At 42.2% G+C, this 25420-nt stretch carries 20 protein-coding genes; 10 read left to right on the top strand and 10 right to left on the bottom strand.

Annotation, left to right across the window (positions count from 1 at the left end; all coding sequences use genetic code 11):
- Nucleotides 1–8: 8 nt before the first annotated feature.
- The 7 genes from AXW61_RS07450 (at nucleotide 9) to AXW61_RS07420 (ending at nucleotide 8233) form a co-directional block, all read left to right on the top strand.
- On the top strand, nucleotides 9–1610 hold the full coding sequence (locus tag AXW61_RS07450) for a carboxyl transferase domain-containing protein (RefSeq protein ID WP_062033822.1): 1602 nt from the start codon (nucleotides 9–11) through the stop codon (nucleotides 1608–1610).
- A gap of 10 nt (nucleotides 1611–1620) precedes the next feature.
- Nucleotides 1621–2415: an enoyl-CoA hydratase/isomerase family protein gene (locus AXW61_RS07445; RefSeq protein ID WP_062033819.1), complete on the top strand. Its 795-nt coding sequence runs from the start codon at nucleotides 1621–1623 to the stop codon at nucleotides 2413–2415.
- A gap of 20 nt (nucleotides 2416–2435) precedes the next feature.
- A complete protein-coding gene (locus AXW61_RS07440) occupies nucleotides 2436–4427 on the top strand; it encodes an acetyl/propionyl/methylcrotonyl-CoA carboxylase subunit alpha (RefSeq protein ID WP_062033816.1) in 1992 nt (663 codons plus the stop codon).
- A complete protein-coding gene (locus tag AXW61_RS07435) occupies nucleotides 4424–5326 on the top strand; it encodes a hydroxymethylglutaryl-CoA lyase (protein WP_062033813.1) in 903 nt (300 codons plus the stop codon). The genes AXW61_RS07440 and AXW61_RS07435 overlap by 4 nt, the downstream gene beginning before the upstream one ends.
- Nucleotides 5327–5352: 26 nt before the next feature.
- Nucleotides 5353–6057 (top strand): CoA transferase subunit A, encoded by a 705-nt coding sequence (locus AXW61_RS07430; RefSeq protein ID WP_062033810.1) that lies wholly within the window; start codon nucleotides 5353–5355, stop codon nucleotides 6055–6057.
- 3 nt (nucleotides 6058–6060) lie between these two features.
- The gene (locus AXW61_RS07425) at nucleotides 6061–6690 is read left to right on the top strand and encodes a CoA transferase subunit B (RefSeq protein WP_010327116.1); all 630 of its coding nucleotides are present in this window, start codon (nucleotides 6061–6063) and stop codon (nucleotides 6688–6690) included.
- Nucleotides 6691–6823: 133 nt separating this feature from the next.
- Complete coding sequence (locus tag AXW61_RS07420; RefSeq protein WP_062033807.1) at nucleotides 6824–8233, top strand: TIGR00366 family protein; 1410 nt, start codon at nucleotides 6824–6826, stop codon at nucleotides 8231–8233.
- A gap of 100 nt (nucleotides 8234–8333) precedes the next feature.
- Here AXW61_RS07420 and AXW61_RS07415 read toward each other — a convergent pair whose 3' ends face one another.
- The 7 genes from AXW61_RS07415 to AXW61_RS07385 form a co-directional block, all read right to left on the bottom strand.
- Nucleotides 8334–9356 (bottom strand): hypothetical protein, encoded by a 1023-nt coding sequence (locus AXW61_RS07415; protein ID WP_058869986.1) that lies wholly within the window; start codon nucleotides 9354–9356, stop codon nucleotides 8334–8336.
- Nucleotides 9357–9470: 114 nt separating this feature from the next.
- Entirely contained in the window at nucleotides 9471–10928 is a 1458-nt protein-coding gene (locus AXW61_RS07410; RefSeq protein ID WP_062033805.1) for an OmpA family protein, read from the bottom strand.
- A 152-nt stretch (nucleotides 10929–11080) separates the two neighbouring features.
- Nucleotides 11081–11980, bottom strand: coding sequence for a lysozyme inhibitor LprI family protein (locus AXW61_RS07405; protein WP_062033802.1), 900 nt, complete (start codon nucleotides 11978–11980; stop codon nucleotides 11081–11083).
- A gap of 50 nt (nucleotides 11981–12030) precedes the next feature.
- Nucleotides 12031–12741, bottom strand: a complete 711-nt coding sequence (locus tag AXW61_RS07400) for a hypothetical protein (RefSeq protein WP_062033800.1) — start codon at nucleotides 12739–12741, stop codon at nucleotides 12031–12033.
- Nucleotides 12742–12854: 113 nt separating this feature from the next.
- Nucleotides 12855–14090 carry a dihydroorotase gene (locus AXW61_RS07395; protein ID WP_062033784.1) on the bottom strand — a complete coding sequence of 412 codons (1236 nt, stop codon included), beginning with the start codon at nucleotides 14088–14090 and terminating at the stop codon, nucleotides 12855–12857.
- A 10-nt stretch (nucleotides 14091–14100) separates the two neighbouring features.
- Nucleotides 14101–15117, bottom strand: a complete 1017-nt coding sequence (locus AXW61_RS07390; RefSeq protein WP_062033782.1) for an aspartate carbamoyltransferase catalytic subunit — start codon at nucleotides 15115–15117, stop codon at nucleotides 14101–14103.
- A gap of 286 nt (nucleotides 15118–15403) precedes the next feature.
- Nucleotides 15404–15757: a hypothetical protein gene (locus AXW61_RS07385; protein WP_062033779.1), complete on the bottom strand. Its 354-nt coding sequence runs from the start codon at nucleotides 15755–15757 to the stop codon at nucleotides 15404–15406.
- Nucleotides 15758–15988: 231 nt separating this feature from the next.
- Between AXW61_RS07385 and rlmKL the strand changes: the two genes are divergently transcribed.
- On the top strand, nucleotides 15989–18193 hold the full coding sequence (gene rlmKL, locus AXW61_RS07380; RefSeq protein WP_062033776.1) for a bifunctional 23S rRNA (guanine(2069)-N(7))-methyltransferase RlmK/23S rRNA (guanine(2445)-N(2))-methyltransferase RlmL: 2205 nt from the start codon (nucleotides 15989–15991) through the stop codon (nucleotides 18191–18193).
- Between the two features lie 123 nt (nucleotides 18194–18316).
- On the opposite strand, the gene AXW61_RS07375 is transcribed toward rlmKL, so the two are convergent.
- The 3 genes from AXW61_RS07375 to AXW61_RS07365 form a co-directional block, all read right to left on the bottom strand.
- Entirely contained in the window at nucleotides 18317–19603 is a 1287-nt protein-coding gene (locus AXW61_RS07375; protein WP_062033772.1) for a DUF945 family protein, read from the bottom strand.
- A 228-nt stretch (nucleotides 19604–19831) separates the two neighbouring features.
- Nucleotides 19832–22411, bottom strand: a complete 2580-nt coding sequence (gene clpB / locus AXW61_RS07370) for an ATP-dependent chaperone ClpB (RefSeq protein ID WP_062033769.1) — start codon at nucleotides 22409–22411, stop codon at nucleotides 19832–19834.
- Nucleotides 22412–22801: 390 nt separating this feature from the next.
- Nucleotides 22802–23224: an OsmC family protein gene (locus AXW61_RS07365; protein ID WP_062033766.1), complete on the bottom strand. Its 423-nt coding sequence runs from the start codon at nucleotides 23222–23224 to the stop codon at nucleotides 22802–22804.
- 147 nt (nucleotides 23225–23371) lie between these two features.
- On the opposite strand from AXW61_RS07365, the gene crp reads away from it, so the two are divergent.
- Entirely contained in the window at nucleotides 23372–24079 is a 708-nt protein-coding gene (gene crp, locus AXW61_RS07360) for a cAMP-activated global transcriptional regulator CRP (RefSeq protein WP_004696183.1), read from the top strand.
- A 201-nt stretch (nucleotides 24080–24280) separates the two neighbouring features.
- Nucleotides 24281–25330, top strand: a complete 1050-nt coding sequence (locus tag AXW61_RS07355) for an NADP(H)-dependent aldo-keto reductase (RefSeq protein WP_062033763.1) — start codon at nucleotides 24281–24283, stop codon at nucleotides 25328–25330.
- Nucleotides 25331–25420 lie beyond the last annotated feature (90 nt).

Raw genomic sequence — 25420 nt, 5'->3', positions numbered from 1 at the left:
TGTTCGTGATGAATCAATTACATAGCAAGATCAATATTCGAAGTGAAGACTTCAAAACCAACCAAACCGCGATGCAAAGCTTGGTCGATGACTTAAAGCAAAAAGCAGAACAAATTGCTTTAGGTGGCGGTGAAGCGGCGCGACAAAAACATTTGGCACGCGGAAAACTGTTAGCACGTGATCGTATTGATCAGTTAATTGATGCAGGCACGGCATTCCTTGAAATTGGTCAGTTGGCAGCACAAAACGTCTACGCAGACGATGTGCCTGCGGCTGGTGTCGTTGCTGGTGTAGGTCAGGTCAATGGTGTGACCTGCATGATCGTTGCCAACGATGCGACAGTAAAAGGCGGCACGTACTACCCACTGACTGTGAAAAAACACTTACGTGCTCAAGAAATTGCGGAGCAAAACCATCTGCCATGTATTTATTTGGTTGACTCAGGTGGTGCATATTTACCGATGCAGGATGAAGTTTTCCCTGACCGTGATCACTTTGGACGTATTTTCTATAACCAAGCACGCATGTCGAGCATGGGGATTGCCCAAATTGCGGTGGTAATGGGCAGTTGTACAGCTGGGGGTGCATACGTACCTGCCATGTCTGATGAAACCATTATTGTACGTAATCAAGGGACGATTTTCTTAGGCGGCCCACCACTGGTGAAAGCTGCAACAGGTGAAGTGGTCAGCAGTGAAGACTTAGGAGGTGGTGATGTGCATACTCGCCTGTCTGGTGTAGCGGATCATTTGGCTGAAAACGACGAACATGCTATTGCCATTGCTCGTAACATCGTAGCCAACCTGAATAAAACACCACATACGCGTGCAACAGAGATTGAAGAACCATTATTTGATGCAACAGAACTGTATGGTGTTGTGCCAAGTGATGCACGCAAACCATTCGATATTCGTGAAGTGATTGCGCGTATTGTCGATGGTTCACGGTTTGATGAATTCAAAGCTCGCTTTGGCACCACCTTAGTCACAGGTTTTGCCAAAATCTATGGCATGCCCGTTGGCATTATTGCCAACAACGGTATTTTATTTTCAGAGTCTGCACAAAAAGGGGCTCACTTTATTGAGCTCTGTACGCAGCGCAATATTCCCCTACTGTTCCTTCAAAACATTACTGGCTTTATGGTCGGTCGCCAATACGAAAATGAAGGCATTGCCAAAAATGGCGCCAAACTGGTCATGGCTGTTGCAACCGCAAATGTCCCGAAACTTACCCTTGTGATTGGTGGTTCATTTGGTGCAGGCAACTACGGTATGTGTGGTCGTGCCTATTCTCCACGCTTCATGTGGACATGGCCGAACTCGCGTATTTCAGTCATGGGTGGTGAACAAGCGGCAAGTGTATTGTCGACCTTAAAGCGTGATCAAATCGAAAAACGTGGCGAGTCTTGGTCTGCGGCAGAAGAAGATGATTTTAAACAACCTTTCCGTGACCAATTTGAACGTCAAGGCCATCCATATTATGCATCGGCGCGTTTGTGGGATGACGGTGTGATTGACCCTGCACAAAGCCGTCAGGTGCTCGGTTTAAGTTTAGCCGCAGCCTTAAATGCACCCATTCAACCGACCAAATTCGGCGTGTTCCGCATGTAGGAGATGAGCAATGAGCTTTCAATATTTACAACTCGAACAACGCGACCAAGTGGCAACGGTATGGATTAATCGTGCAGAAATGCATAATGCCTTCAATACTCAAGTGATTGAAGAACTGCACCGCTGCTTTAGCGAACTCAACACGCGTGATGATGTTCGTGTCGTGATTTTAGCTGGACGTGGCAAAAGCTTCTCTGCAGGTGCTGACCTGAACTGGATGAAAGAAGCGGGACAAGCCTCACAGGCTGAAAATGAAGCCGATGCATTGAAACTAGCGAAAATGCTACAAAGTTTAGCGACATTAAAACAACCGACCATCGCCCGTGTGCAAGGCATTGCTTTTGGTGGTGGCATGGGACTGGCTTCTGCCTGTGATATTTGTGTCGCAAGCAGCGATGCTAAGTTTGCAACCTCTGAAGTGCGCTTAGGTTTAGCCCCTTCAACCATTAGCCCTTATGTGATTCGTGCGATTGGTGCACGTCAGGCTTCACGCTACTTTTTAACCGCAGAGCGTATCTCTGCGGAGCAAGCCCTACACATTGGTCTGGCGCATGTAGTGGCCGATGCTGAACATCTGGATGAAAAAGTCGCAGAAATGGTCGATGCCTTACTTTTGGGTGGGCCAGAAGCACAAACGGCTTCAAAACAACTCATCCAAATGGTCGACCAGCAAGTGTTAACCGAAGCATTATTGTTGCAAACAGCACAACATATTGCCCATGTACGCCAAGGATCAGAGGCGAAAAGTGGCTTAAATGCTTTTTTAAATAAACACAGTCCAGTCTGGATCAAGACGACGGCATAACAACAAGAAAGGATATCGATATGTTTAATAAAATCTTAATTGCGAACCGTGGTGAAATTGCTTGTCGTGTGATCCGAACTGCAAAAAAAATGGGCATTGCCACCGTTGCAGTCTATTCAGATGCTGACGCTCAGGCGCAGCACGTGCAACAAGCCGACGAAGCCATTTATATCGGCGAATCCCCTGCTGCACAAAGCTACCTACAAATTGAACGTATTATTCAAGCTGCCTTAGACACAGGTGCTGAAGCAATTCATCCAGGTTATGGCTTTTTATCTGAAAATGACCAATTTGCCAATGCCTGCCAAAAAAACAACATTGTCTTTATTGGTCCACCTGTAGATGCCATTTTAGCTATGGGCCTCAAAGCCACTTCTAAATCCTTAATGGAGAAAGCAGGTGTACCGCTAACACCGGGCTACCATGGCACCAACCAAGATCCTGATTTTTTAAAACAACAAGCCGATACCATTGGCTACCCTGTGCTGATTAAAGCCAGTGCTGGCGGTGGTGGTAAAGGCATGCGCTTAGTTGATCGCGGCGAAGACTTTTTAAGCCATCTAGCTTCATGTAAAAGTGAGGCGCGTTCAAGCTTTGGCAATGACGATGTTTTGGTTGAACGCTATGTGGTACAACCGCGCCATATTGAAGTACAAGTTTTTGGTGATACACATGGTAACTATGTGCACCTCTTTGAACGCGATTGTTCGGTACAACGTCGCCATCAAAAAGTACTAGAAGAAGCACCTGCACCCCAAATGGCAGAACCAAAACTCGAAGCCATGCGCCAAGCCGCTATTGATGCAGCACGTGCAGTGGATTATGTCGGTGCAGGGACAGTTGAGTTTATTGTGGAACAAGACGGCACGGCGTATTTCATGGAAATGAATACTCGCCTGCAAGTTGAGCATCCTGTAACAGAGATGATTACAGGGCAGGATTTGGTGGAATGGCAACTACGTGTAGCTTTTGGTGAACCGCTGCCTAAACAACAACATGAGCTCAGTATTCATGGTCATGCATTAGAAGCGCGTGTCTATGCTGAAGAGCCTGAAAAAGGTTTCTTACCTGCAATTGGTAAAATCCACTACCTGCACTACCCTCAGCAAAATGAGCATGTCCGCGTAGACAGTGGCATTGTTGAAGGGGATGAAATCACGACCTTTTACGACCCAATGATTGCCAAATTAATTGTTTGGGCAAAGAATCGTGAAGCAGCACTCACGCAAATGCACCATGCACTGAGTCAGTTTCATGTCGATGGCTTGGGCAATAACATTGCATTCTTAGACCGTTTGGTCCGTTCAGAATCGTTTAAAACCGCCAACCTAGACACCAACTTAATTCAACGTGAAGAAGCTTTTTTACTGCAACACAATGAAACAGCCTCTTCAGAGCTCATTATCACGGCGGCATTGATTGAACTCTTGTCTCGCTTTGCCAGCAATAAAACAGCTGCAAATCCTGTATGGCAAGCCGAGTCTCTATGGCGTTTAAATATTAATGCCAGCTATGCCATTAAACTGGCACTAAACGATGAAGAACATAAAGTCTATTTCAGCCCAGCGGCAAAAGGCTTTACAGCAAAGTACGATGGACATAGCGTTTTCATTCAGGGTGAATTGTTAGAGGCACATGTAGCTAAAATTGAATGTGCAACAAGCAAAAAGACCTATGCTTATAGTTCAAATGCACACGGCCTAACCCTGTATGCAGAGGGTCAAAGCTATAAGTTTGCACATATTCAGCCTAACTTTAATACGGAAGATGATGCTTCTGATGCCAACAACTTAAAAGCACCAATGCCAGGTGTGATTACGCAAGTCTTGGTACAAAACAACAGCGCAGTAAAAAAAGATGATGTCCTCCTCACGCTTGAAGCGATGAAAATTGAATATTCAATTCGTGCTCCACATGACGGCATTGTCTCTGCGGCTTACTTCCAAGTCGGTGATCAGGTCAAAGCGGGTGATGAATTGGTTGAGTTTTCGAGCTTGGAAGGTGCCGCATGAGTGAATTTGTCAGAATTGTCGAAGTCGGGCCTCGAGATGGTTTGCAAAATGAAAAGACACCGCTCACCTTGGATGACCGTCGTAAACTGATTTTAGATTTAATGCAGACAGGACTCAGTGCCATTGAAGTGGGTTCTTGCGTCTCTGCAAAGTGGGTTCCACAAATGGCACAGAGTGATGAACTCTTTGCCAGCTTACCCAAAGATCCGAATATCAGTTTTAGTTTACTGACTCCGAACTTAAAAGGATTTGAGTCTGCTCTGGCAGTCGGCTGTCAGGAGGTTGCAGTTTTTACCGCAGCCTCCGAAAGCTTTACCCAAAAAAACATCAATTGCTCCATTGATGAAAGCTTTGAAAAATTTGCAGACATCATGACTGCCGCTAAAGCCCATAACATCAAAGTGCGTGGTTATGTGTCTTGTATTGTCGACTGCCCCTATGAAGGCGCAATTGCACCGAGCAAAGTTGCACACGTCAGTCAACGTTTGCTGGACATGGGCTGCTATGAAGTGTCCTTAGGTGAAACGATTGGCACGGCGACACCAGACCGCGTGAAAAAAGTCTGGCAGGCATGTTTAGCTGAAATGGATGCCGCGAATCTGGCAGGACATTTTCATAATACCTATGGCATGGCCATTGCCAATATTTACCAGTCTTTAGAACAAGGCATTCGCGTATTTGATTCGTCCATTGCAGGTTTAGGCGGCTGCCCTTATGCCAAAGGCGCATCGGGCAATGTCTCCACAGAAGACCTTTACTACCTACTCTCCAACATGGGTTATGACACAGGGATTGATCTTGATGCACTGATGATTGCCAGCCAAAACATCAGCCAAGTACTACAACGCACCAATCCATCTAACTATGCCAATGCCTACTGGCAAAAGCGCTGTGCCTAAGCCATTCAATTGATAACGAGAACACTATGGTCAATAAAGTTTATTCAAGTGCAAAGGATGCACTACAAGATGTGGTTCAAGATGGTCAAACCTTAGCGGTTGGTGGCTTTGGTTTATGCGGTATTCCAGAAAGTCTAATTACGGCCTTAAAACAAACGGGCGTGAAAAACCTCACCTGTATTTCAAACAATGCAGGCGTCGATGGTTTCGGCTTAGGACTCTTATTAAAAAGCAAACAAATCAAAAAAATGATTGCTTCCTATGTAGGTGAAAACAAAGAATTTGAACGTCAGTTCTTAAGTGGTGAGCTTGAAGTGGAGCTTACCCCTCAAGGCACACTGGCAGAAAAACTTCGTGCTGGAGGTGCAGGTATCCCTGCCTTCTTTACCGCAACAGGTGTCGGCACACTCATTGCCGAAGGCAAAGAAGAGCGTGAGTTTAATGGCAAACCTTATATTCTAGAAAACTCACTCACCGCTGACATTGCACTCGTGAAGGCATACAAGGCCGATACTGCAGGTAACTTAATTTTCCGTAAAACTGCACAAAACTTTAACCCTGTATGTGCGATGGCTGGAAAAGTCTGCATTGTCGAAGTTGAGGAAATTGTTGAAATTGGCGCTTTAGATCCAGACCAGATTCACCTGCCGGGTATTTATGTCAATCGGATTGTGCTGAATGCAAACCCTGAAAAACGTATCGAACAACTCACATTAAAAGAGGAGGCTTAACCCATGGCTTGGTCTCGTAATGAAATGGCACAACGTGCAGCGCTTGAGCTGGAAGATGGTTTTTATGTCAATTTAGGCATTGGCTTACCCACACTGGTGGCCAACTATATTCCTGAAAACGTCAACGTCTGGTTGCAGTCTGAAAATGGATTGTTAGGTATTGGCGAGTTTCCAACAGCCGAAACAGTCGATGCCGATTTAATCAATGCTGGGAAACAAACTGTTACTGCACGTCAGGGCGCCGCATTTTTCTCTAGTGCAGATTCTTTTGCCATGATCCGTGGAGGTCATGTCAATATCGCCATTTTAGGGGCAATGGAAGTCTCACAAAATGGCGATTTGGCCAACTGGATGATTCCGGGTAAAAAAGTCAAAGGTATGGGAGGCGCAATGGATTTGGTTGCTGGAGTACAAAAAGTGGTGGTGCTCATGGAACACTCTGCAAAAGATGGTACACCGAAAATTGTCGAGCAGTGTAGCCTGCCTCTGACAGGTAAAAATGTCGTACATCGCGTGATTACTGACCTCGGTGTCATGGACATTACGCAGGAAGGTGTGAAATTAGTTGAACTGGCGAAAGATGTCAGTTTTGAAGATATTCAAAAAGTGACAGGTGTTCCCCTCATCCGCTAATTCGACATCATTTATACAATAGAAAAATAATCCAATGCCTTTAAAGCAGCGATCCTGTTTTAAAGGCATTTCTATCAGCACGGATAGGCTGAATCAAAAATTCATACCTTATAGATAAAAATGGAATCAATGCATGGAAAACTCTCAAAATATTTTGCAACGTTTTGCACTAAGTGTCAGTGATTGGTCGGAGAAATGGTTTCCAGACTCTTATATTTTTGCCCTATTGGGTGTCGTGATCGTCGCAATTGCTTCCATCAGCATTGGCGCACCTGCCAAAGATGTCGCAGTGTCCTTTGGTGATGGTTTTTGGAGTCTGATCCCTTTTACCTTACAAATGTGTATGCTGATTGTGGTTGGTTATGTGGTTTCTGTTTCAAAGCCTGTAGAACTTCTGATTCAAAAAATGGCCCGAATTCCCCATAGTAGCCGCGGTGCGATTGTTCTTGTTGCGACAGTCAGTTTGTTAATTTCGCTGATTAACTGGGCCATGAGTACGGTACTGACTGCCCTGCTGGTGATTGCTTTAGCTAAACGCAAAGAACTGAATATGGACTATCGTGCTGCCGCTGCCGCCGCAATTATTGGTATGGGAGCAACCTGGGCCTTAGGTATTAGTTCTTCTGCGGCACAACTACAAGCCAACAAAGCCAGCCTGCCTGAATCGATTTACAATCTAACCGGTGTGATTCCCTTCACCGAAACCATTTTCTTACCTCAGTCGATGATCATGACGGCTGTGTTGATTATTGCCTCGATTGCTATTGCATTTTGGTCTGCACCCAAAGGGCAGGACATTAAAACCATTGATCAATTCCCCATCCAGTTTGAGGAAGAAGCTAAACCAACACCAACCACAAAACGTCCAGGAGACTGGTTAGAGAACTCGCCTTTATTGAGTATCTTGATTGTGCTCTTGGGTCTGGTTTGGATGTTCAATGAGTTCAGCAAAAGCAATCCGATCTTGGCTATTTCAAGCCTAAACACCTACAACTTTATTTTCCTCATGCTGGGTATTGCACTGCATGGTACGCCACGAAATTTCCTCAATGCCGTCACCAAAGCCGTGCCAGCGGTCTCAGGTGTTCTGATTCAGTTTCCGCTGTATGGCAGTATCGCCTTTATGATGACGCAAGCCTTGAACAGTCATGATTTGTCGCTATCACATTATATTGCTGAGTTTTTTGTTTCGATTGCCTCCAAAGAAACCTTTGCCATTGTGATGGGCTTATATTCTGCTATTTTAGGCTTTTTCATTCCTTCTGGCGGTGGTAAATGGATTATTGAAGCACCCTATGTCATGCAAGCGGCACATGATTTAAAAGTGCATTTAGGCTGGTCGGTGCAAATCTATAATGCTGCGGAGGCCTTGCCGAATTTAATCAACCCATTTTTTATGCTGCCAATGCTCGGCATTCTCAAATTAAAAGCCAAAGATGTGATCGGCTTTACCGTCACTCAATTAGTTTTCCATCTGCCTTTGGTGCTGTTCCTACTTTGGATTTTAGGCCGTAGCCTGACCTATATGCCACCTACCTTCTAAACGAGGAAAAAAACACAATCTAAATAAAAAAGGACGAATCATATTCGTCCTTTTCTCATTCTATAAATATTCAATAAAGCGTATTTTTAATGTAGCCCAATTAATTAAACACGTTATTTAAATACACAATGCGCTCATTGGTTTTTTGATTAAAGCACTTGGTATATTGCAATTGTTGATCTTGGGCACGTAAAGCATCATCCCAATATTGTGACTGCTTTTGATAGGTTTCTTTTTCACTATCCGTCATTTGGTAGACACTTTTTTGGGAAATCACTTTACAGTCCACATCACGCTTTTCAAACCACTCAGTTTGGTCTTGTTGTAGCTGCTGTTTTTGTTCCTCAGTGAAATTGTCCCAAGTTTGGTTCAGACGTTCCACCACTTTGACTTGGTCAGCATCCAATTCCTTCTTACGAATATTCATGGCTTTCTGTGCCAGTTCCATCTGCGCAACTTCTTGCTCATTATATTGTTTTATATTCTTTTGTATTTCTGCATTTTCTTTTTCATATGCCGCAAACTGAACCGCATGCTGCGTCACCAACACTACACCATCAATCACGCCATTTTGATTGGGTACATTCAGGCTAATGCCTTCTTTATCCGTTTTAATGATGTTATAGCTAAATGCACCTTGTAGCTGATCATTGTCTAAGTTGAGTGAATATTCACCCTCTTCTAAGACATCACGCAAAGTACTTTGATAACCGTCCTCACACTCTTCACATGGACGCGCTAAAAACGCATTTTCAGCACGTTTCTGTAACCCTTTCGGGAAAATCACCACCAACTGGCTTTCGCAGTCCAATTGCTTCGCTGTATCAGGCTTTTCTGTGGTCGTTGAAATCCCTTTAATTTCAAAGCGAATACCGTTATTAATCTGCGTTAATAATTTTTCATCGGCCTCATATTCACGGCTATCACGCAAACGGCGGTCTAGGGCTTTTAAGTATTCAGCTTTTAAATGCGCTTGGATTTGTTCGACATTGGCAGGAGCCGTACAACTCCAATCTGACATTTCTTGCGGTTCAGCAACCGTTTCTGTTTTATTCTCTGTTCGGTTACAAGCACTTAAAAATAAACTGCTCAAGATTAGACTGGCAAAAATTGTTTTCTTCATCATTGTTATAAAACCATAAGGCTGTTGTTTTTCGCAGCGTATTTAACCAAAAAATAAGCTTTTATGCGAGTAGCTATATAAAAGAACCCTGCCGTAGCAGGGTTAAAATATCGTTTAGTTGGCCTTTTCAACACCACGATCATCCACTTCACGCACCACACCCGAGTCTGTATTTAAAACCTCAAACTCGATACGGCGGTTTTTAAACTTGCCTTCATCAGTTTGATTGTCTGCTATTGGCTTTTCTTGACCATAACCAATCGCTCGCAACTGCGCAGGATCGACGCCTTTAAAAATTAAATAATCCACCACCGCTTGTGCCCGATTTTGCGACAAAGTTTTATTGACTGCCGCATCTCCCGTTGCATCTGTATGCCCTATCACGGTAAGTTTGACTTGCGGTGCTTTTTGCATCAGCGCTGCGGCCTGATCCAAGATCGACTTATTGACATCAGGTATCGTCGATGAAGCTGTATCAAAGTTAATAATTTGCAAATTCAATGCCGTGGCAACATCTAATGCTCGAACTTGCTCAGGATTAATTTCTGCCAGCGCACGCTCAGCATCACTAATACTGGTATCCACGGCACGGTTTACATCCAGTGGTTGCTGCGTCACAACTGTCATATTACGCAGTAAAGGTTTAATTTGATCTGCCACTTTAAGTGCATTGGCTGGATCTTGTGATTGAATCGATAACTGATTGCCAAACCATGTTAAATTTATATTTGGCACACCTTTCAATGCACTGATTACACTGGGTATCGCATCTTGGTCGATAAATTCAGTGTGATACATACTCTGCATATCTGCACCACAGCCGATGCTGTTATTAAAAATTTGCTTTACTTCTTTTTGCAAAATTTCAACATAAGCCGCATTGGCTGAGAAAATTTGGCAAGTGACCAAATCTCCTGTTGCCCCTGTGGTGATTTGAAATTTAGCAGGTTGGCTGGCATTCACATTTGCAGCAGGTGCTGTTTCAGTTGTGGCCTTTTCGGTACAGGCTCTAAAAATAAAAGCAAACAATGCCGCAAAAATAATTAAAGCCAAAACTGGCAGTAAAAATGACCGTTTCTCATCTACTTTTGTAGCATGTACGCTTGCAGGTGCAACATGTGTAGATTGTCCTTGTAAGATATTTACCCCCAATCCGGCCAGTAATGCAGTTGCCCACTCAGGTAAGGCACGACTAATGGAATCTGTGTTGACCTGTAGTAAATGGGAAATCGCTTCAGGTTCTGAAGAACCAGCCTCTGTCGTTAAAAATGCTAATGCAGGTGTAATCGAACGGCTCAAGGTACTTTCAATTTCATCTGCGGATGCTGCTCCGCGAACATGCTCCAAAAACTGTTGCTTGAGACTAACATTCGATGTAAAAGCATCATTAAGACGTGGATTCAACTGCTGTTGAAATGCAGGAATCAGTTCAGACTTTGACTTTAATATAGACAGTAAAATTGGTAAAAAGGATTGAATTGCTTGATTCTTTTCAAGTAAATGTTGTGTATCACCCTCTAAAACAATTGCAGAGACATTTTGTTTTAGTAAATCCATAAAATCGACATTCATGAAGTCTTACCCCACTTTTTCTCATTGTTTTCATCGTCATTTTTCAGTTTATCTGTTCATTTTTTATACTTTGTAAAATATTGTATTTGCATCAGTTTTACCTAGGCCCAATAAAAAAGCCAGCCGAAGCTGACTTTTTTTGGATATATTTCTTACTCTAAATAGTAAATTTTCTGACGTAGTTCGTTTACACGTTGATTAGTCATTGTTGCCTCACAATTTAAGCGGGCTACTTCTGAATTATCTACATTTGTACTTTCCAATTTGCACTCAAGCTCACGCTTCTTCAACCAAATCCTTTGTTCATCAAGTAATTGATCACGAATCTCCTTCGTTGTAGCATTCCAAACAAGGTTTAGATTTTCATTGGCAGCGTCAACTTTAGCTTTAGCTTCATCGACCAAAACAGATTGATACTCTTTGGCTGTTGCCTCTTGATCAGCAGCAGCTTGTAATGCTTCTTGCTTAGCAACTTCTACTGCATTTTGACGCGCATTTTTAATCAAAGAATCAACTGCAATATCTCGAACAAAGTAGGCTAGTGCTTCAGAGTTTTCTAAAGTGACAAAAACTTTATCTCCGCTATCAGTCGGTTGTACTAAATAATCAATGTCCTTTTTCAATTGGTTCATTTCAAAAGACAAATCCGCAAGCACTGCCGATTGAGTAACATTGCTTTCTCCATAAATTTCACGAGCTGCATCAGCATCTTTAACAAGTTGTTCTGGTAGTTTTACGATAAATTCAGTAACACAATATTGTTTATTGCTATTAGGGTCTGAGTTATTAGTTCTCACATTAGTCACATTAAATGTAACTTGTTGCAACGTACTACGGAGTTTCCCCATATCGATCGTTATATTTTCATTTTCGATCAAACTTTTTACACGCTCTGTCGCTGCATCACTTACAACTTTACTAAAACTTTCAACAACTAATTTTTTTGCTGCTTCATTGTCACATTTAACAGCTCCACTTGTTAAATTTTGAACTTTATCGCAGCCCCCGAGTAAAATACTACCTGCAATAATAAATAATAGAATTATTTTCATAGTGAACCCAACTATTTGAAATATATATAGATCATTAAAAAATTAGTTAACTATTCTGCATAATAGTTAGCAGCTTCTGCAGCCGCATCAGCCGCTTGAACTGCTTCAATTGCAGTAGTGTCCATAGGCTCAGCATAGGTAGACTCAGGCACAACAGCTTGCTTATTCGCTTCTATATTACGAATCTCATTTTTTTCAATTTGAGGCTTTAAAAATGCATAAGTCAAAGTATCAGACAGCAATGTTTGAAGATTTGAAGTATTTTTCATATGTGCAAAAATTTTTTTGCCACTATCTGCAGGTTGTAATTGGTATTCAAGTACTAGATTAATTTTATTATTCTCATAATCAAGCCCAATATCATCAGCTTGAGACTCAACACTCCAACGATCTACTTTATTTCTAGCTTCATCTGATTTTTTAATTAAATCAGATGGTAATGTCACTGTTAAATCAACCGAGCAAGTCGTTTTCGGGCTATGTGGATCAATGAAATCTGTACGACTATCAGCTAAAACATATTGAATAGTCTGAGCCGATAGCTTTAATTTGGCAGGATCTAAATCATTAATTTGGCTTTGACGAATTAAGTCTTTTAACTGACTCTCTAGAGAGTTGTTTAGATCATCTTTTAATGCTTGATAAATTAAACTGTTTGCAGTTTCATCGTTACATTTTACATGTTGATCAAATAAACTATTACAGCCAGCCAAACCCAAAACAGTTATCGATAAAATTAATTTTTTTGCAGTATGTCTCATTATTACCCCCTTAGTTTTTGCAGAAGTATAATGAAACATCACATAAAAATACAATAAAAAAGCTGATAAAATACCAGCTTATTTATTTGTTATAAAAAGATTTTTTATTAAAACTAAATAATAAACACCCTTTCTACTTTACCTTTCACCACTTGATTGATCAAAGGCGTATTTTTACCTTGCGACAAAATATTGTCTTTATTCACAATCCAGTCTAACTCAGGATCAACCAACACCCAGCCAGCTTCAGCAGCCCAACGTTCAAGCATATTGGCTACCGTGGCAGGTGCAATCGTGACTTTTTCGACCCATTCCAAAGGACTAAATAAACCTTCACGCACCAATTGCACACCGAAAGCTACATAGGTATCAAAAGCAGTAATGCCTGGCTGTGTTTCAGCAAATGGTGCTAGCTTTGCAGAGCTGCTCAGCGGTTCGTGATGCGTACAAATCGCGTCGATCACGCCACTTTTCACACCTTGGCGAAGGAGCTCTTTATCCGACTCAGCACGTAGTGGTGGACGGACATGTGCAAGTGAGTTGAAGCCATCAATCAACTGATCCGTTAAATGCAGCTGATGCATCGCCACATCACATGTGACTGGCAGGCCTTTATCTTTGGCAATTTTGATCAAATCGACAGAAGCGCCTGTAGACAATAAGCCAAAGTGAGCACGAACACCCGTCGCTTCAATCATTAACAAATACTTGGCAATTGCAATGGTTTCGGCAATCGCAGGGATGGTTGGTAAGCCCTGACGCGATGCCACAAAGCCCTCATGGACACAGCCATCTTTAGCAATTTGCGGTTCTTCTGCATAAAACACCACCGTCATACCAAGGCCAGTTGCGTATTCTAAAGTGCGCAGCACCACATCGTCATCTGCAAAAGGCGCATTGGCATTTGAAACAGCTGTACAACCGCCCTTTTTAAGACCCGCCATATTTGCAGGTTGGTTGCCTTGTAAGCCTTGGGTTTGAGCACCAATCACTTCAAGATAAATACCGCCATCCAGCATCGCTTTTTCCATCAGACCATGAATCAAAGCACCATTGTCTTGCACAATCGGTTTTGAGTCTGGCGGTGTAAACACATGCAAAATACCATTTTCACGCGCAGCACGACCTTCTGATTTTAATGTCCCGTGCTGTTGCTGACCTGGCTCACGTAGGCGTGCACATAAGTCCACCATGGTTGGCATCAACCACTTGCCTTGACCATCAATCGTTTCAGTGACATTAGCTGCTTCAGCAACCAGCTTGCCATTTTCGATATACACTGTTTGAACCGCATCTGTTTGATGAATTGGGTCAAGAACACGTACATTTTCAATTTTTACAACAGTCATGACTTATTCCTTATACCGCAATCGCGTCTAACAAACCTTGCTCTTGCAGTTGACCTTGCATTGCAAGCGCCAAAACTGCCATACGTACAGCAATTCCGTTGGTCACCTGATTTAAAATCACAGACTGTGGACCATCGGCAATACTGGAATCAATCTCTACACCACGGTTCATAGGTCCCGGATGCATCACGATGCAATCAGGTTTTGCCATTACCAGACGTTCTTTGTTTAAACCGTACATTTTGTAGAATTCAGCTTGAGATGACAGCGCAGGCGAATCAATGCGTTCATTTTGAATGCGTAAGGTAATAATCACGTCGCAGTCTTGAATCCCTGCTTCCATGTTATTAAATAAACGTACACCTTCACCATATTCATCAAAGCCGTATGGCAGCAATGTGTTCGGTGCAATTACACGAATGTCTTTACATCCCAGTGTTTGTAATGCAGCAACATCTGAACGCGCCACGCGTGAGTGTTTAATATCACCAATGATGGCAATTGAAATATCTTCAAATTTCTTTTTGGTTTCACGGCGAATGGTCAGCATGTCCAACATAGCTTGTGTTGGATGCGCATGACGGCCATCACCTGCATTGATAATTGCAACATGCGGACAAACGGTTTGGGCAATAAAATGTGCCGCACCCGACGAAGAATGACGTACCACAAAAATATCCGCAGCCATCGCTTCTAAGTTCCACAAAGTGTCTCTGAGCGTCTCCCCTTTGGAAGTACTTGAACGTGCGATATCGATATTTAATACATTTGCAGAAAGACGCTTTGCCGCTGCTTCAAAAGTGGTACGAGTACGGGTTGAGTTTTCAAAGAAAAGGTTCATTACCGTTCGACCTTCTAAGAGGTTGTTGGTAATCAGCTGATTTTGGTCATTAAAAAAGGACTGCGCGGTGTCCAATATTTTTGTAAGAGTTTCTTTAGAAAGGCCTTCGATGGTGAGGAAGTGTTTGAGATGACCATCTTGGTTGAGTTGAATCTGACTCGGAGTATGCAATGCTGCCAAGTGCATGAGAGATTCCTTGTACGTTAAGTTAACGCATTATACAGATTTTCTTTTTGATTTGGACCTCAGTTTAAAACAATTGCCTTAATTATCATCGGCTTCAAAACTAAGATTATGAAATTCTTATCTATTATTTCAACCAGTTAAATTAAACCATCAAAGGCTAAATTAGCCAAATTCAGAGTTCATCAAATTGCTATAAATATCAATTCTATAGAGTTTCTTATCTCATTTATCCCAAGCGGACATTTAAAAAAGCTCTCTTGCGAGAGCGATCCAACTTCAGCGATTCTTATCGTAAAGCGCCAATATAGTGATGTGACACTTGGGCACGGTAGATTTCTTCTTCAGTGGCTTCCAACTCATGTCGTGTCGTGTCGCCCTGTTTAGGTTTTTCGACCACGGCGGTTTCTTCATAGTTAAAAACATCCATGACACTGTCTAAACGACTCACCAATCGAATCAGTTCAGCATCTTCTGTACTTAAAGCAAGCTCTGCCATCTGACGTGCATAACTTGGATTTTCCACCAAATACATCACATCAATTACACGCCCCGATACACGGCGCAGACGTGCATAAAGTAAAGTTGCAATTGAAAAAGCATCAGCATGACTTACAACACCGCGATCTAACTTGGTCGACATATTCATCCCCTTTCAAGTGAAAAATATTTACTAACGATCTATCAGAAATCAGTCAGCAAATTAAACTTGCAAGGATTTAGCAAAATACGTACCAAAAACGTTATTGTTCACATGGTGATTCATTTATTTTGATATTTCCGCTGAGTAGAGGCATATTTAAAAAACCATTCAGAGGCAAAATACGTTAAACTTTAGCGAGTTTATTTTGTTTTATTTTGGTCTCTCAAATTTATGAAAACCGCTTCGCGTTTAAGCAGCTATTGGGTTACGTGTGCCGATGGCTTAGAAACCTTACTCCAAGATGAATTAGAAGGTTTAGGTGTTCAAAACATTGAACGTTTTCCTGGGCGTTTAGTTTTCAAAGGTACACTGGAACATGCCTATCGCATTTGTATGTGGTCGCGTCTTGCTTCGCGTGTACTTACCCCCATTCATGTCCATGAACTGGAATTTAGCCATGACGCACGTGATGTTGCTGAAGAGCTCTACGAAGGTGCAATGAACTTTGATTGGTCGCTGATTTTTGCACCACAAAGCACCTTCGCCGTTCGTTTACATATTGAACGTGAAATTAAGGTGAACAGCCAGTTTGCAACTCTACGTGTAAAAGACGGTATCGTGGATTCATTCATGGAAGCTGTTGGTAAGCGTCCAAGTATTGATATTAAGCAACCTGAAATTACCATTTATGCACTCGCAGGAAAAACTGAACACACCTACTGTTTAGACTTATCTGGTGATTCATTACATAAACGTGGCTACCGTCGTTATATGACCGATGCCCCAATTAAAGAAAACTTAGCCGCTGCGATTTTACAAAAAGCTAAGCTCCTTGCAAAAAGACCCGATATTTTCCTTGACCCAATGTGTGGTTCTGGGACGTTTATTATTGAAGCATTGATGATGCTGACTGACCGCGCACCTGGTTTAGTTCGTCGTTTCGGTTTCAATGGCTGGAATGGCCATGACCATGATCTGTGGATGAGCATTAAAGCGGAAGCTGCTGAACGTCATCAAACAGCCTTGGAACAACCTCTCCCTAAGTTCTACGCATTTGACGCAGACTGGGAAGCGGTAAAAGCCACCAAGCAAAATATTATTGCTGCTGGTTTTGAACGTGTACTTGAACAGATCCAAATCGAAGAACGGACTTTGGCGGACTGGCCGAACTTTGACGCCGAAGGAAAAACAGCCTTTATTGTGACCAACCCACCTTATGGTGAGCGTTTAGGTGATAAAGCTTCAAACCGTGCTTTATATTTAGGCTTATCTGCTTTACTGCAAAAGAACTTCCCAAATCAAACCGCAGCACTTATCGCAGCAGCCGTTGAGCAAGCCGATGTATTGGCGCTGAATGACCCGCAAACCATGCGTTTGATGAATGGTAAACTGCCAATTTACGTGCGTTCAGGTTCAGTTAAACCTGTTGCAGTGATCAAGCCGTTCTTGGAAACATGGCAACCGCAACAGTTTGAAGCAATTGAAGGCGCTGAAGACTTTGCTAACCGTTTACAAAAGAACATGCAGACCTTAAAGAAATGGGCAGTGAAAGAAAACATTCACTGTTTACGTTTATATGATGCTGACCTCCCTGACTTTAATGTCGCGGTTGATTTGTATGGCGAACGCTTACATGTCCAAGAATATGCGCCACCTAAAACAATCGATCCTGAAAAAGCCAAAAAGCGTTTCAACCTTGCTTTACAGGCAATTCGTGCGGTGACAGGTTTAGGCCGTGATGCGATCTTTATCAAAACGCGTGCTCGCCAAGAAGGTAAAACTCAATATACCAAGCAGAGTACGGCTTCGAAGCGCTTTATCGTACAAGAAGGCAAAGCAAAAATCTTAGTGAACTTAACTGATTACTTAGATACTGGCTTGTTCTTAGACCACCGTCAAATCCGTCTACGCATCGCACAAGAAGCGCGTGGTAAGCACTTCTTGAACTTGTATAGCTATACCTCTACAGCCAGCTTACATGCAGCTTTAGGCGGTGCGGCAAGTACAACCAGCGTCGATCTTTCAAATACATATTTGAACTGGTCTAAAGAGAACTTCGTCTTAAACGGCTTAACGGTCGATCATGCCGATGAACAACATCAGTTCTTTGCCAGCGACTGTTTTGAGTGGTTAAAAGAAGGTCATGAACAGTATGAGCTGATCTTTATTGACCCACCAACCTTCTCAAACTCGAAGAAATTCTACGGTACCTTTGACGTACAACGCGACCATTTATCATTGCTTAAACGTGCAATGAACCGTTTAACCACGGACGGTACTTTGTACTTCTCGAACAACTATCGTGGTTTTGAAATGGACGAAGAAATTTTGGCGTTCTTTGATGTCGAAGAAATCACCCAAGAGACGATTGGGCCAGATTTCAAGCGCAATCAGAAAATTCACCGTGCTTGGAAAATTACCCACCCAAAAAACTAATGCACTGAAGATGAAATACCAGCAGCTCTTTCATCTTCGCTAAATTTTGCATTAGACAATTTTCAGATATAAAAAAGGGACGAAATACGTCCCTTTTATTATGTTAGATCATCATATTTTGCATTATTCAGTCAGGAAATTGGTTTGCCCATATTTGTAATCAACTGACATTTTCATGACATTCCCTTCACGTTTCACCTGCCCTGAACTCTGCATCGTCGAAAGCATGCTTTCGATCTCTTGATCAGACATGCTGATGCCTCCTTTTTGCAGATAATTATTCATGATGCGCGAGATCATATTTTTATCAAACTGAACATCTGCTTTGTATTCCATTAAACTTGGTATCATTTTCACCATACCCATCACCGTTGATTGATGACTCGGCATAATACGCCCCGTCACATTCACCTGCGCAACACCGTCCCCAATAGCAAATTGGTTCTCTTTGGATTCAAAACGGAAACCTTCATTGATCACTGCCAACAAAGCAGGCTCCATATCTTTTTCCATTGCCTCTTTTGCCAAACAACTGTTTTCACTTTTCGCCAAAATATCAAACAACGTCTGCAATTTTTGTCGGTTTATATCGAGTACATTAAAATTAAACTGTACGTTTTGGACAGCGGGCGCTGAAGGCATTTTCATTTCATCTAGACGCAATAACATTTCAGTGTTTACAACTCGGTCTGTCAGTTCACTTTGCGTTTCTATACTAAAATTCTTTAGTTCGGCATTGGTAGGTTTATTGATATCTCGATCTGACATTTTCAGTAGATCCATCTTAATTTTGGTTTCACCCGCCTCAAGATACTCACCATTCAGCCCTTGGTTACTTTCTAGCTTTAGCCCCACCATTTGCAAATGTATATTTGGATCAGTGACTGTTAAATTTGGAATTTCAAGCTGCAAATCCAGTATCTTAAGCTGTTGTTCGATCGGTTTTGCCCGAAACTTTAATGTCATCGGGTCTAATCTAGACTGGAGTTGAGCCTCATTGCGGGTAATCACTGGCGTAGTCAAGGTACTATTCAAAGTCCCTAACCAGTTCACTTTGCTTTGTACTTTAAGTGGTTCCTTCAACAAAGACTGAAGTGCACCGGGTGCCTGAGTAATGTTAATATCTGAATGAATCGCATATCCATTCCAACTCCGTTGAATATGATCCTGCCCCTTCAATTGGATCACTTCTTTCGGTTTGCATGGGTCTAGGACTAATTCAGCGGTCCAGTTTGCACTGCCATTTAAAGCCCCCATTTGAAATTGTTGATATTGCAACTTTAAATCATTCGACTGTTTGGTGCTGTGTTGATAATAAGCCTTCAAACTTTTATCCGCATAAAGATTCCCCCCTACTGCGACCACAGCAAGCGTAAGTACGCCTCCAATACCCCACTTCAATTGAGTCATTTCTTCTATCTCAAGTTGTTTGTTTTTTATTAAAATAAATTATAAAGAGAATCCTTAAATAAAGATAATTGTTTTGCAAATGAATCACTTAGATGCCATACCTATCACATAAATGTAAAAACTTACGTCACATTTTTGCTTAAAAGTGTCATCTTTTAACATTTCTGTCCCGCAATAAAAAACCCAGCCGAAGCTGGGTTTTTTAGTTTCAATGAACCATTTAAACGATTAACTCATTTTCACTTTGTCAAAGCTCAACTGACCATCATGTGCAGTGATCATAATATTGTCTCCAGCCACATAGTAACCCGACAATATTTTTTGCGCTAAGTTGTTTTCAACCTGTTGTTGGATGGCACGTTTCAATGGGCGAGCACCGTAAACAGGGTCAAAACCAGCGTCAATCAATAAGTCAAAGGCTTGATCATCCACCGTTAAGCGCATATCTTTTTCAACCAAACGATCACGTAAACGATCCAATTGAATATCCGCGATACCACGAATTTGCGCCTTTTTAAGTGAATGGAAAATCACTAACTCATCAATACGGTTGATAAACTCTGGACGGAAATGTTGCGTCACGGCATTCATCACCACTGCTCGCACTTCTTCATCCAAAGGATTATCACCCAACTCACGCACATCACTCGAACCTAAGTTCGATGTCATGACGATCACGGTATTTTTAAAGTCAACCACGCGACCTTGTGAATCCGTTAGACGACCATCATCCAACACTTGGAGCAAGATGTTAAACACATCAGGATGTGCTTTTTCCACTTCATCGAACAGCACGACACTATACGGTTTACGACGTACAGCTTCGGTTAACACACCACCTTCTTCGTAGCCAACATAACCAGGAGGTGCACCCACCAAACGGCTGACAGAGTGTTTTTCCATAAACTCGGACATGTCGATACGAATCATGGCATCGTCACTATCAAACAAGAAGTTTGCCAGTGCTTTGGTCAACTCTGTTTTACCAACACCAGTTGGACCCAAGAATAAAAACGAGCCGCTTGGTCGGTTGGGATCAGACAAGCCCGCACGCGAACGACGAACCGCATTGGATACTGCAACTACAGCATCATCCTGCCCAACGACACGGTTATGTAAGAACTCTTCCATATGGAGAAGTTTCTCACGTTCACCTTGCATCATTTTAGCCACTGGAATGCCCGTAGCAGCGCTAACGACTTCTGCAATTTCATTGTCAGTGACTTTGTTACGCAGTAGTTTTGGCTCTTCTTTTTCCTCAACGACTTCTTCTTCATTGAGACGTTTTTCCAGCTCTGGAATCACACCATACTGAAGACGCGACATTTCACCCAAGTCGTTTTCACGCTGCGCTTTTTGCAACGCAATACGCGCCTGATCCAATTCAGCTTGAACTTGTTTAGTGCCTTCAACTAAGGTTTTTTCAGCTTTCCAAACTTCTTCTAAATCATTGTATTCGTGTTGAACTTCGCTAATTTGCTTTTCAAGATGAGCGACTTCAGCACGACTACCTGCATCTTCATCTTTTTTCACTGCTTCAAGTTGCAGTTTCAATTGAATCAAACGTCGCTCAAGTTTATCCAAAGCTTCTGGCTTAGAGTCCAGCTCCATTTTGATACGAGAAGCCGCTTCATCAATTAAATCAATCGCTTTATCAGGCAATTGACGGTCAGTGATGTAACGATGTGACATTTTCGCTGCTGCAATGATGGCAGAGTCTAAAATTTTCACACCATGGTGCACTTCGTAACGCTCTTTCAAACCACGTAAAATCGCAATGGTGTCTTCCACACTTGGCTCATCGACCAAGACTTTTTGGAAACGACGCTCTAGTGCAGCATCTTTTTCAATGAATTGGCGATATTCATCTAATGTGGTTGCACCAACACAGCGTAGCTCACCACGTGCCAGAGCAGGTTTGAGCATATTACCTGCATCCATCGCACCATCGCCTTTACCAGCGCCTACCAGCGTGTGTAATTCATCGATAAATAAAATGACTTCACCATCTTGTTTAGACAAATCTTTCAGTACTGCTTTTAAGCGCTCTTCAAACTCGCCACGATATTTAGCACCCGCAAGCAATGAACCCAAATCTAAGGATAAAACACGTTTACCTTGTAGGCTTTCAGGCACTTCGCGGTTAATAATCCGCTGTGCCAAGCCTTCAACAATGGCTGTTTTACCCACCCCTGGTTCACCAATCAACACTGGGTTATTTTTGGTACGACGCGACAAAACTTGAATGGTACGACGAATTTCATCATCACGCCCAATCACAGGATCTAACTTACCTGCAAGTGCGCGTTCAGTTAAATCAATGGTGTATTTATTCAGAGAATCACGTTGATCTTCATGATTGTTGCTCATGACTTTCTCATCACCTCGAATTTTTAAAATGACTTTGCGTAAGCTGTCTGCTTGTACGCCCACGCTGTTGAGTAGCGTTTTAGTTGTCCCCACTTCGGCCAAGGCTTGCATCACCCAATCGGTAGACAAAAACTCATCGCCTGCTTTTTGCGCAAAACTATCTGCCAAATTCAGCGCTTTAACTGCCTCTGAACTTAAGTTAACGTCTCCTGTAGGATTCGTCAGTGTTGGTGCATCAGCTAGTGCTTGTTTTAATTTGCTTTGTAAAGCAGGTAAATTGGCACCCGCTTGTTGCAACAAACTCAGATTGGAGGTTTCATCTAACAATGTTGATAAGATATGAATACCTTCAATTGAGGTATGGTCTTTCCCCACTGCAAGTGATTGAGCATCTGAGAGAGCTTGCTGTAAGCGGTTTGTGAATTTTTCAAATCGCATTTTTGTTTTCCTCACAACAAATTTCGAACTTGATGGATATATGGGAACAATTGCTCAAAATTCAATTCAAATTTAATTAATTTTTCTACATTTTAACTTATTTTTCATTAGTTTATCTTGATAATAAACTCATAAGACTCGGTTATAAGATGGGCCTTATAAGCCTTATTTTCAAGCGCCAACTCACATTATTTATATATTAAAGACCACGACGACCTATCAATAAGTGACAACCAAAATCATTTGAGCAATTATTAACCAAACAAGCAACGCATTTTTCTATTTATTCGTGTGATGAATTGTGTCCCAGTTTACGGAATCAAAACAAAAGCGTGAAGCATGAAAAAGGCCGATCACTAGATCAGCCTCAAATGACTTAAAAGTCAGCGTTTAATTTGCTTCAATAATCTCAAAATCATGGGTGATTTCAACCCCACCATCCATCAACATTTTGCTCGCAGAACAGTACTTTTCTGCCGATAATTCCACGGCTTTTGCGACTTGTTTTTCCTTCACCGTATGACCAGTAATCACGAAATGTAAGTGGATTTTTGTGAACACTGCAGGGATGCTATCTGCCCGCTCTGCCTTGAGTTCACAGCGTACATCGGTAATTTCTTGGCGTGATTTTTTAAGTATGGTCACGATGTCAAAAGAGGCACAACCACCCAGTCCCGTCAGGATCAATTCCATTGGTCTTGGACCACGGTTTTCACCACCATATTCTGGCGATCCATCCATGATAACACTGTGACCACTTTGAGTTTTTGCTTCGAAAGCAACATTCTCTAACCAATGAACAGTTGTTTGCATTGCAAGTACCTAAAAAAAGCTATAGATTGACGAAGTGACTGTACACTAACATAAATTGAGTTGATAAGGAATTTCAGCTCTGACTGTGTGACAAGTTCACCCTAGGTCTGTGCGATCTATATTTTATCCATTTTCGGAACCGTTAGCATGACTTCAAGCTTTTCACAATTAAGCACTGATGCGCTGTCTCCAGGTCAACTCCCCGAGTCAGTCAAAGCATTATTAAAACGCGCATATATTAATCGTTATCCTAAGCGTACCACCATCGTAGATGCAGGCTCAGAATCTAAATCTTTATATTTGATTTTAAAAGGTTCTGTCTCCATTATTCTGCGTGAAGACGATGAACGTGAAATCGTGGTCGCTTATTTAAATGCGGGTGATTTTTTTGGGGAAATGGGTCTATTCGAAGCAAACTCACAACGTACTGCAGAAGTGCGTACCCGTGATGTCTGCGAAATTGCTGAAGTGACTTATGAAAACTTCCATGAGCTCAGCAAACAATACCCTGACCTAAGCTATGCAGTATTTGCACAGCTAGTTCGCCGTTTAAAAAATACCACTCGTAAAGTGACTGACCTTGCATTTATCGACGTTTCAGGTCGTATTGCGCGTTGCCTAATCGACCTATCTTCGCAACCTGAAGCGATGATTTTACCAAATGGCCGCCAAATTCGTATTACGCGTCAAGAGATTGGACGTATTGTCGGTTGTTCACGTGAAATGGTTGGTCGTGTTTTGAAAACACTCGAAGAGCAAGGCATGATCGAAACTGATGGTAAAGCCATCTTAATTTTTGATGCCTCTTTAGAAGAGTCAAAAGCGAATGCTGATGACTATGAAGACGAAGAATAAGACTTTTCTTCGTAGCTGATACAGCCAAAAGCAAATCTTAGGATTTGCTTTTTTTATGTCTTTAAATCTATTGCTGTTTTCACTAAATCCTGCTTTGACAAAATCATGACAAACTTTGTAAAAATAGTGATTTAACCTACTGGGCATAACTGTGTAACCTAATTCGACCGAAAAAGTGCAGTCCATAAAAGGAAATGTTGAATGCAATTTAAACCCTTAGCCAATACAGGCATTTTGGTTCCTGAAATTTGTCTCGGCACCATGACCTTTGGTGAGCAAAACACTCAAGCTGAAGCCTTTGGACAACTTGATTATGCTTTAGCGCAAGGCATTAACTTTTGGGACACTGCTGAAATGTACCCTGTTCCTCCAAAACCTGAAACCCAAGGTGCGACCGAAAATATTATTGGTCAATGGATTGCCCAGCGCGGCGGTCGGGACAAGTTATTTCTAGCCTCTAAAATTGCGGGGCCATCTCAAGGTGGTAGTCATATTCGTGATGGACAGACTCGTTTTAATGCAAGCGACATTTCTTCTGCCCTAGATGGCAACCTAAAGCGTTTACAGACCGATTATATTGATTTATATCAGCTACACTGGCCACAACGCCCAACCAACTTTTTTGGCAAATTAGGCTATGAAAACAGTGAAGCCCAAAACACGCAAACCGTGACCTCTTTACAAGAAACACTACAAGCATTAGAAGCAGAGATTCAAAAAGGGCGTATTCGTTATATTGGTTTATCTAATGAAACACCATGGGGCACCATGAAGTTTCTACAAATTGCAGAGCAGCTTGGTCTATCTAAATTTGTCAGTGTGCAGAACCCATATAGCCTATTGAACCGTACTTATGAAATTGGCATGTCAGAAATTGCGAAATATGAAGGCGTTGGTTTACTCGCTTACTCCCCACTCGCTTTTGGCTATCTCACAGGTAAATTCCGCAATGGTGCACGCCCAGCGAATGCTCGCGTGACGCTTTTCAGCCGCTTTAGTCGTTATAGCAACCCAGAGAGTGAATGGGCAACAGAACAGTATGCACAGCTGGCTGAACATCACGGTTTAACGCCGACGCAACTGGCTTTAGCCTTCATCAAGCAGCAGTTTTTTGTGACCAGTACGATTATTGGTGCGACCAACTTAGACCAGTTGAAAGAAAATATCCAAGCCTTTGAGATAGATTTATCGGAAGAAGTTTTACAGGGTATTCAAGCTATCCATCAGCAACAACCTAATCCTGCGCCATAGATATTTCTTAGTTAGCTGTTCAGGTGAAGCACGACTTCACCTGTCACAAATAATTGATGATTTTCAAAATCATCAACTGACATTAAAAAA

This window comes from Acinetobacter sp. BMW17, from assembly GCF_001592855.1.
Classification (GTDB): domain Bacteria; phylum Pseudomonadota; class Gammaproteobacteria; order Pseudomonadales; family Moraxellaceae; genus Acinetobacter; species Acinetobacter johnsonii.
This window is presented reverse-complemented; position numbering and strand designations above follow the sequence as displayed.

Bases quoted from the DNA above. Each gene is read 5' to 3' on its own strand.
- AXW61_RS07390 (WP_062033782.1), bottom strand. From the start codon at position 15,117: ATGCACTTGGCAGCATTGCATACTCCGAGTCAGATTCAACTCAACCAA.
- AXW61_RS07415 (WP_058869986.1), bottom strand. From the start codon at position 9,356: ATGAAGAAAACAATTTTTGCCAGTCTAATCTTGAGCAGTTTATTTTTA.
- AXW61_RS07440 (WP_062033816.1), top strand. From the start codon at position 2,436: ATGTTTAATAAAATCTTAATTGCGAACCGTGGTGAAATTGCTTGTCGT.
- clpB (WP_062033769.1), bottom strand. From the start codon at position 22,411: ATGCGATTTGAAAAATTCACAAACCGCTTACAGCAAGCTCTCTCAGAT.
- AXW61_RS07405 (WP_062033802.1), bottom strand. From the start codon at position 11,980: ATGAAAATAATTCTATTATTTATTATTGCAGGTAGTATTTTACTCGGG.
- AXW61_RS07395 (WP_062033784.1), bottom strand. From the start codon at position 14,090: ATGACTGTTGTAAAAATTGAAAATGTACGTGTTCTTGACCCAATTCAT.
- AXW61_RS07425 (WP_010327116.1), top strand. From the start codon at position 6,061: ATGGCTTGGTCTCGTAATGAAATGGCACAACGTGCAGCGCTTGAGCTG.
- AXW61_RS07420 (WP_062033807.1), top strand. From the start codon at position 6,824: ATGGAAAACTCTCAAAATATTTTGCAACGTTTTGCACTAAGTGTCAGT.
- AXW61_RS07375 (WP_062033772.1), bottom strand. From the start codon at position 19,603: ATGACTCAATTGAAGTGGGGTATTGGAGGCGTACTTACGCTTGCTGTG.
- AXW61_RS07385 (WP_062033779.1), bottom strand. From the start codon at position 15,757: ATGTCGACCAAGTTAGATCGCGGTGTTGTAAGTCATGCTGATGCTTTT.
- AXW61_RS07410 (WP_062033805.1), bottom strand. From the start codon at position 10,928: ATGAATGTCGATTTTATGGATTTACTAAAACAAAATGTCTCTGCAATT.
- rlmKL (WP_062033776.1), top strand. From the start codon at position 15,989: ATGAAAACCGCTTCGCGTTTAAGCAGCTATTGGGTTACGTGTGCCGAT.
- AXW61_RS07365 (WP_062033766.1), bottom strand. From the start codon at position 23,224: ATGCAAACAACTGTTCATTGGTTAGAGAATGTTGCTTTCGAAGCAAAA.
- AXW61_RS07450 (WP_062033822.1), top strand. From the start codon at position 9: ATGAATCAATTACATAGCAAGATCAATATTCGAAGTGAAGACTTCAAA.
- crp (WP_004696183.1), top strand. From the start codon at position 23,372: ATGACTTCAAGCTTTTCACAATTAAGCACTGATGCGCTGTCTCCAGGT.
- AXW61_RS07430 (WP_062033810.1), top strand. From the start codon at position 5,353: ATGGTCAATAAAGTTTATTCAAGTGCAAAGGATGCACTACAAGATGTG.
- AXW61_RS07445 (WP_062033819.1), top strand. From the start codon at position 1,621: ATGAGCTTTCAATATTTACAACTCGAACAACGCGACCAAGTGGCAACG.
- AXW61_RS07435 (WP_062033813.1), top strand. From the start codon at position 4,424: ATGAGTGAATTTGTCAGAATTGTCGAAGTCGGGCCTCGAGATGGTTTG.
- AXW61_RS07355 (WP_062033763.1), top strand. From the start codon at position 24,281: ATGCAATTTAAACCCTTAGCCAATACAGGCATTTTGGTTCCTGAAATT.
- AXW61_RS07400 (WP_062033800.1), bottom strand. From the start codon at position 12,741: ATGAGACATACTGCAAAAAAATTAATTTTATCGATAACTGTTTTGGGT.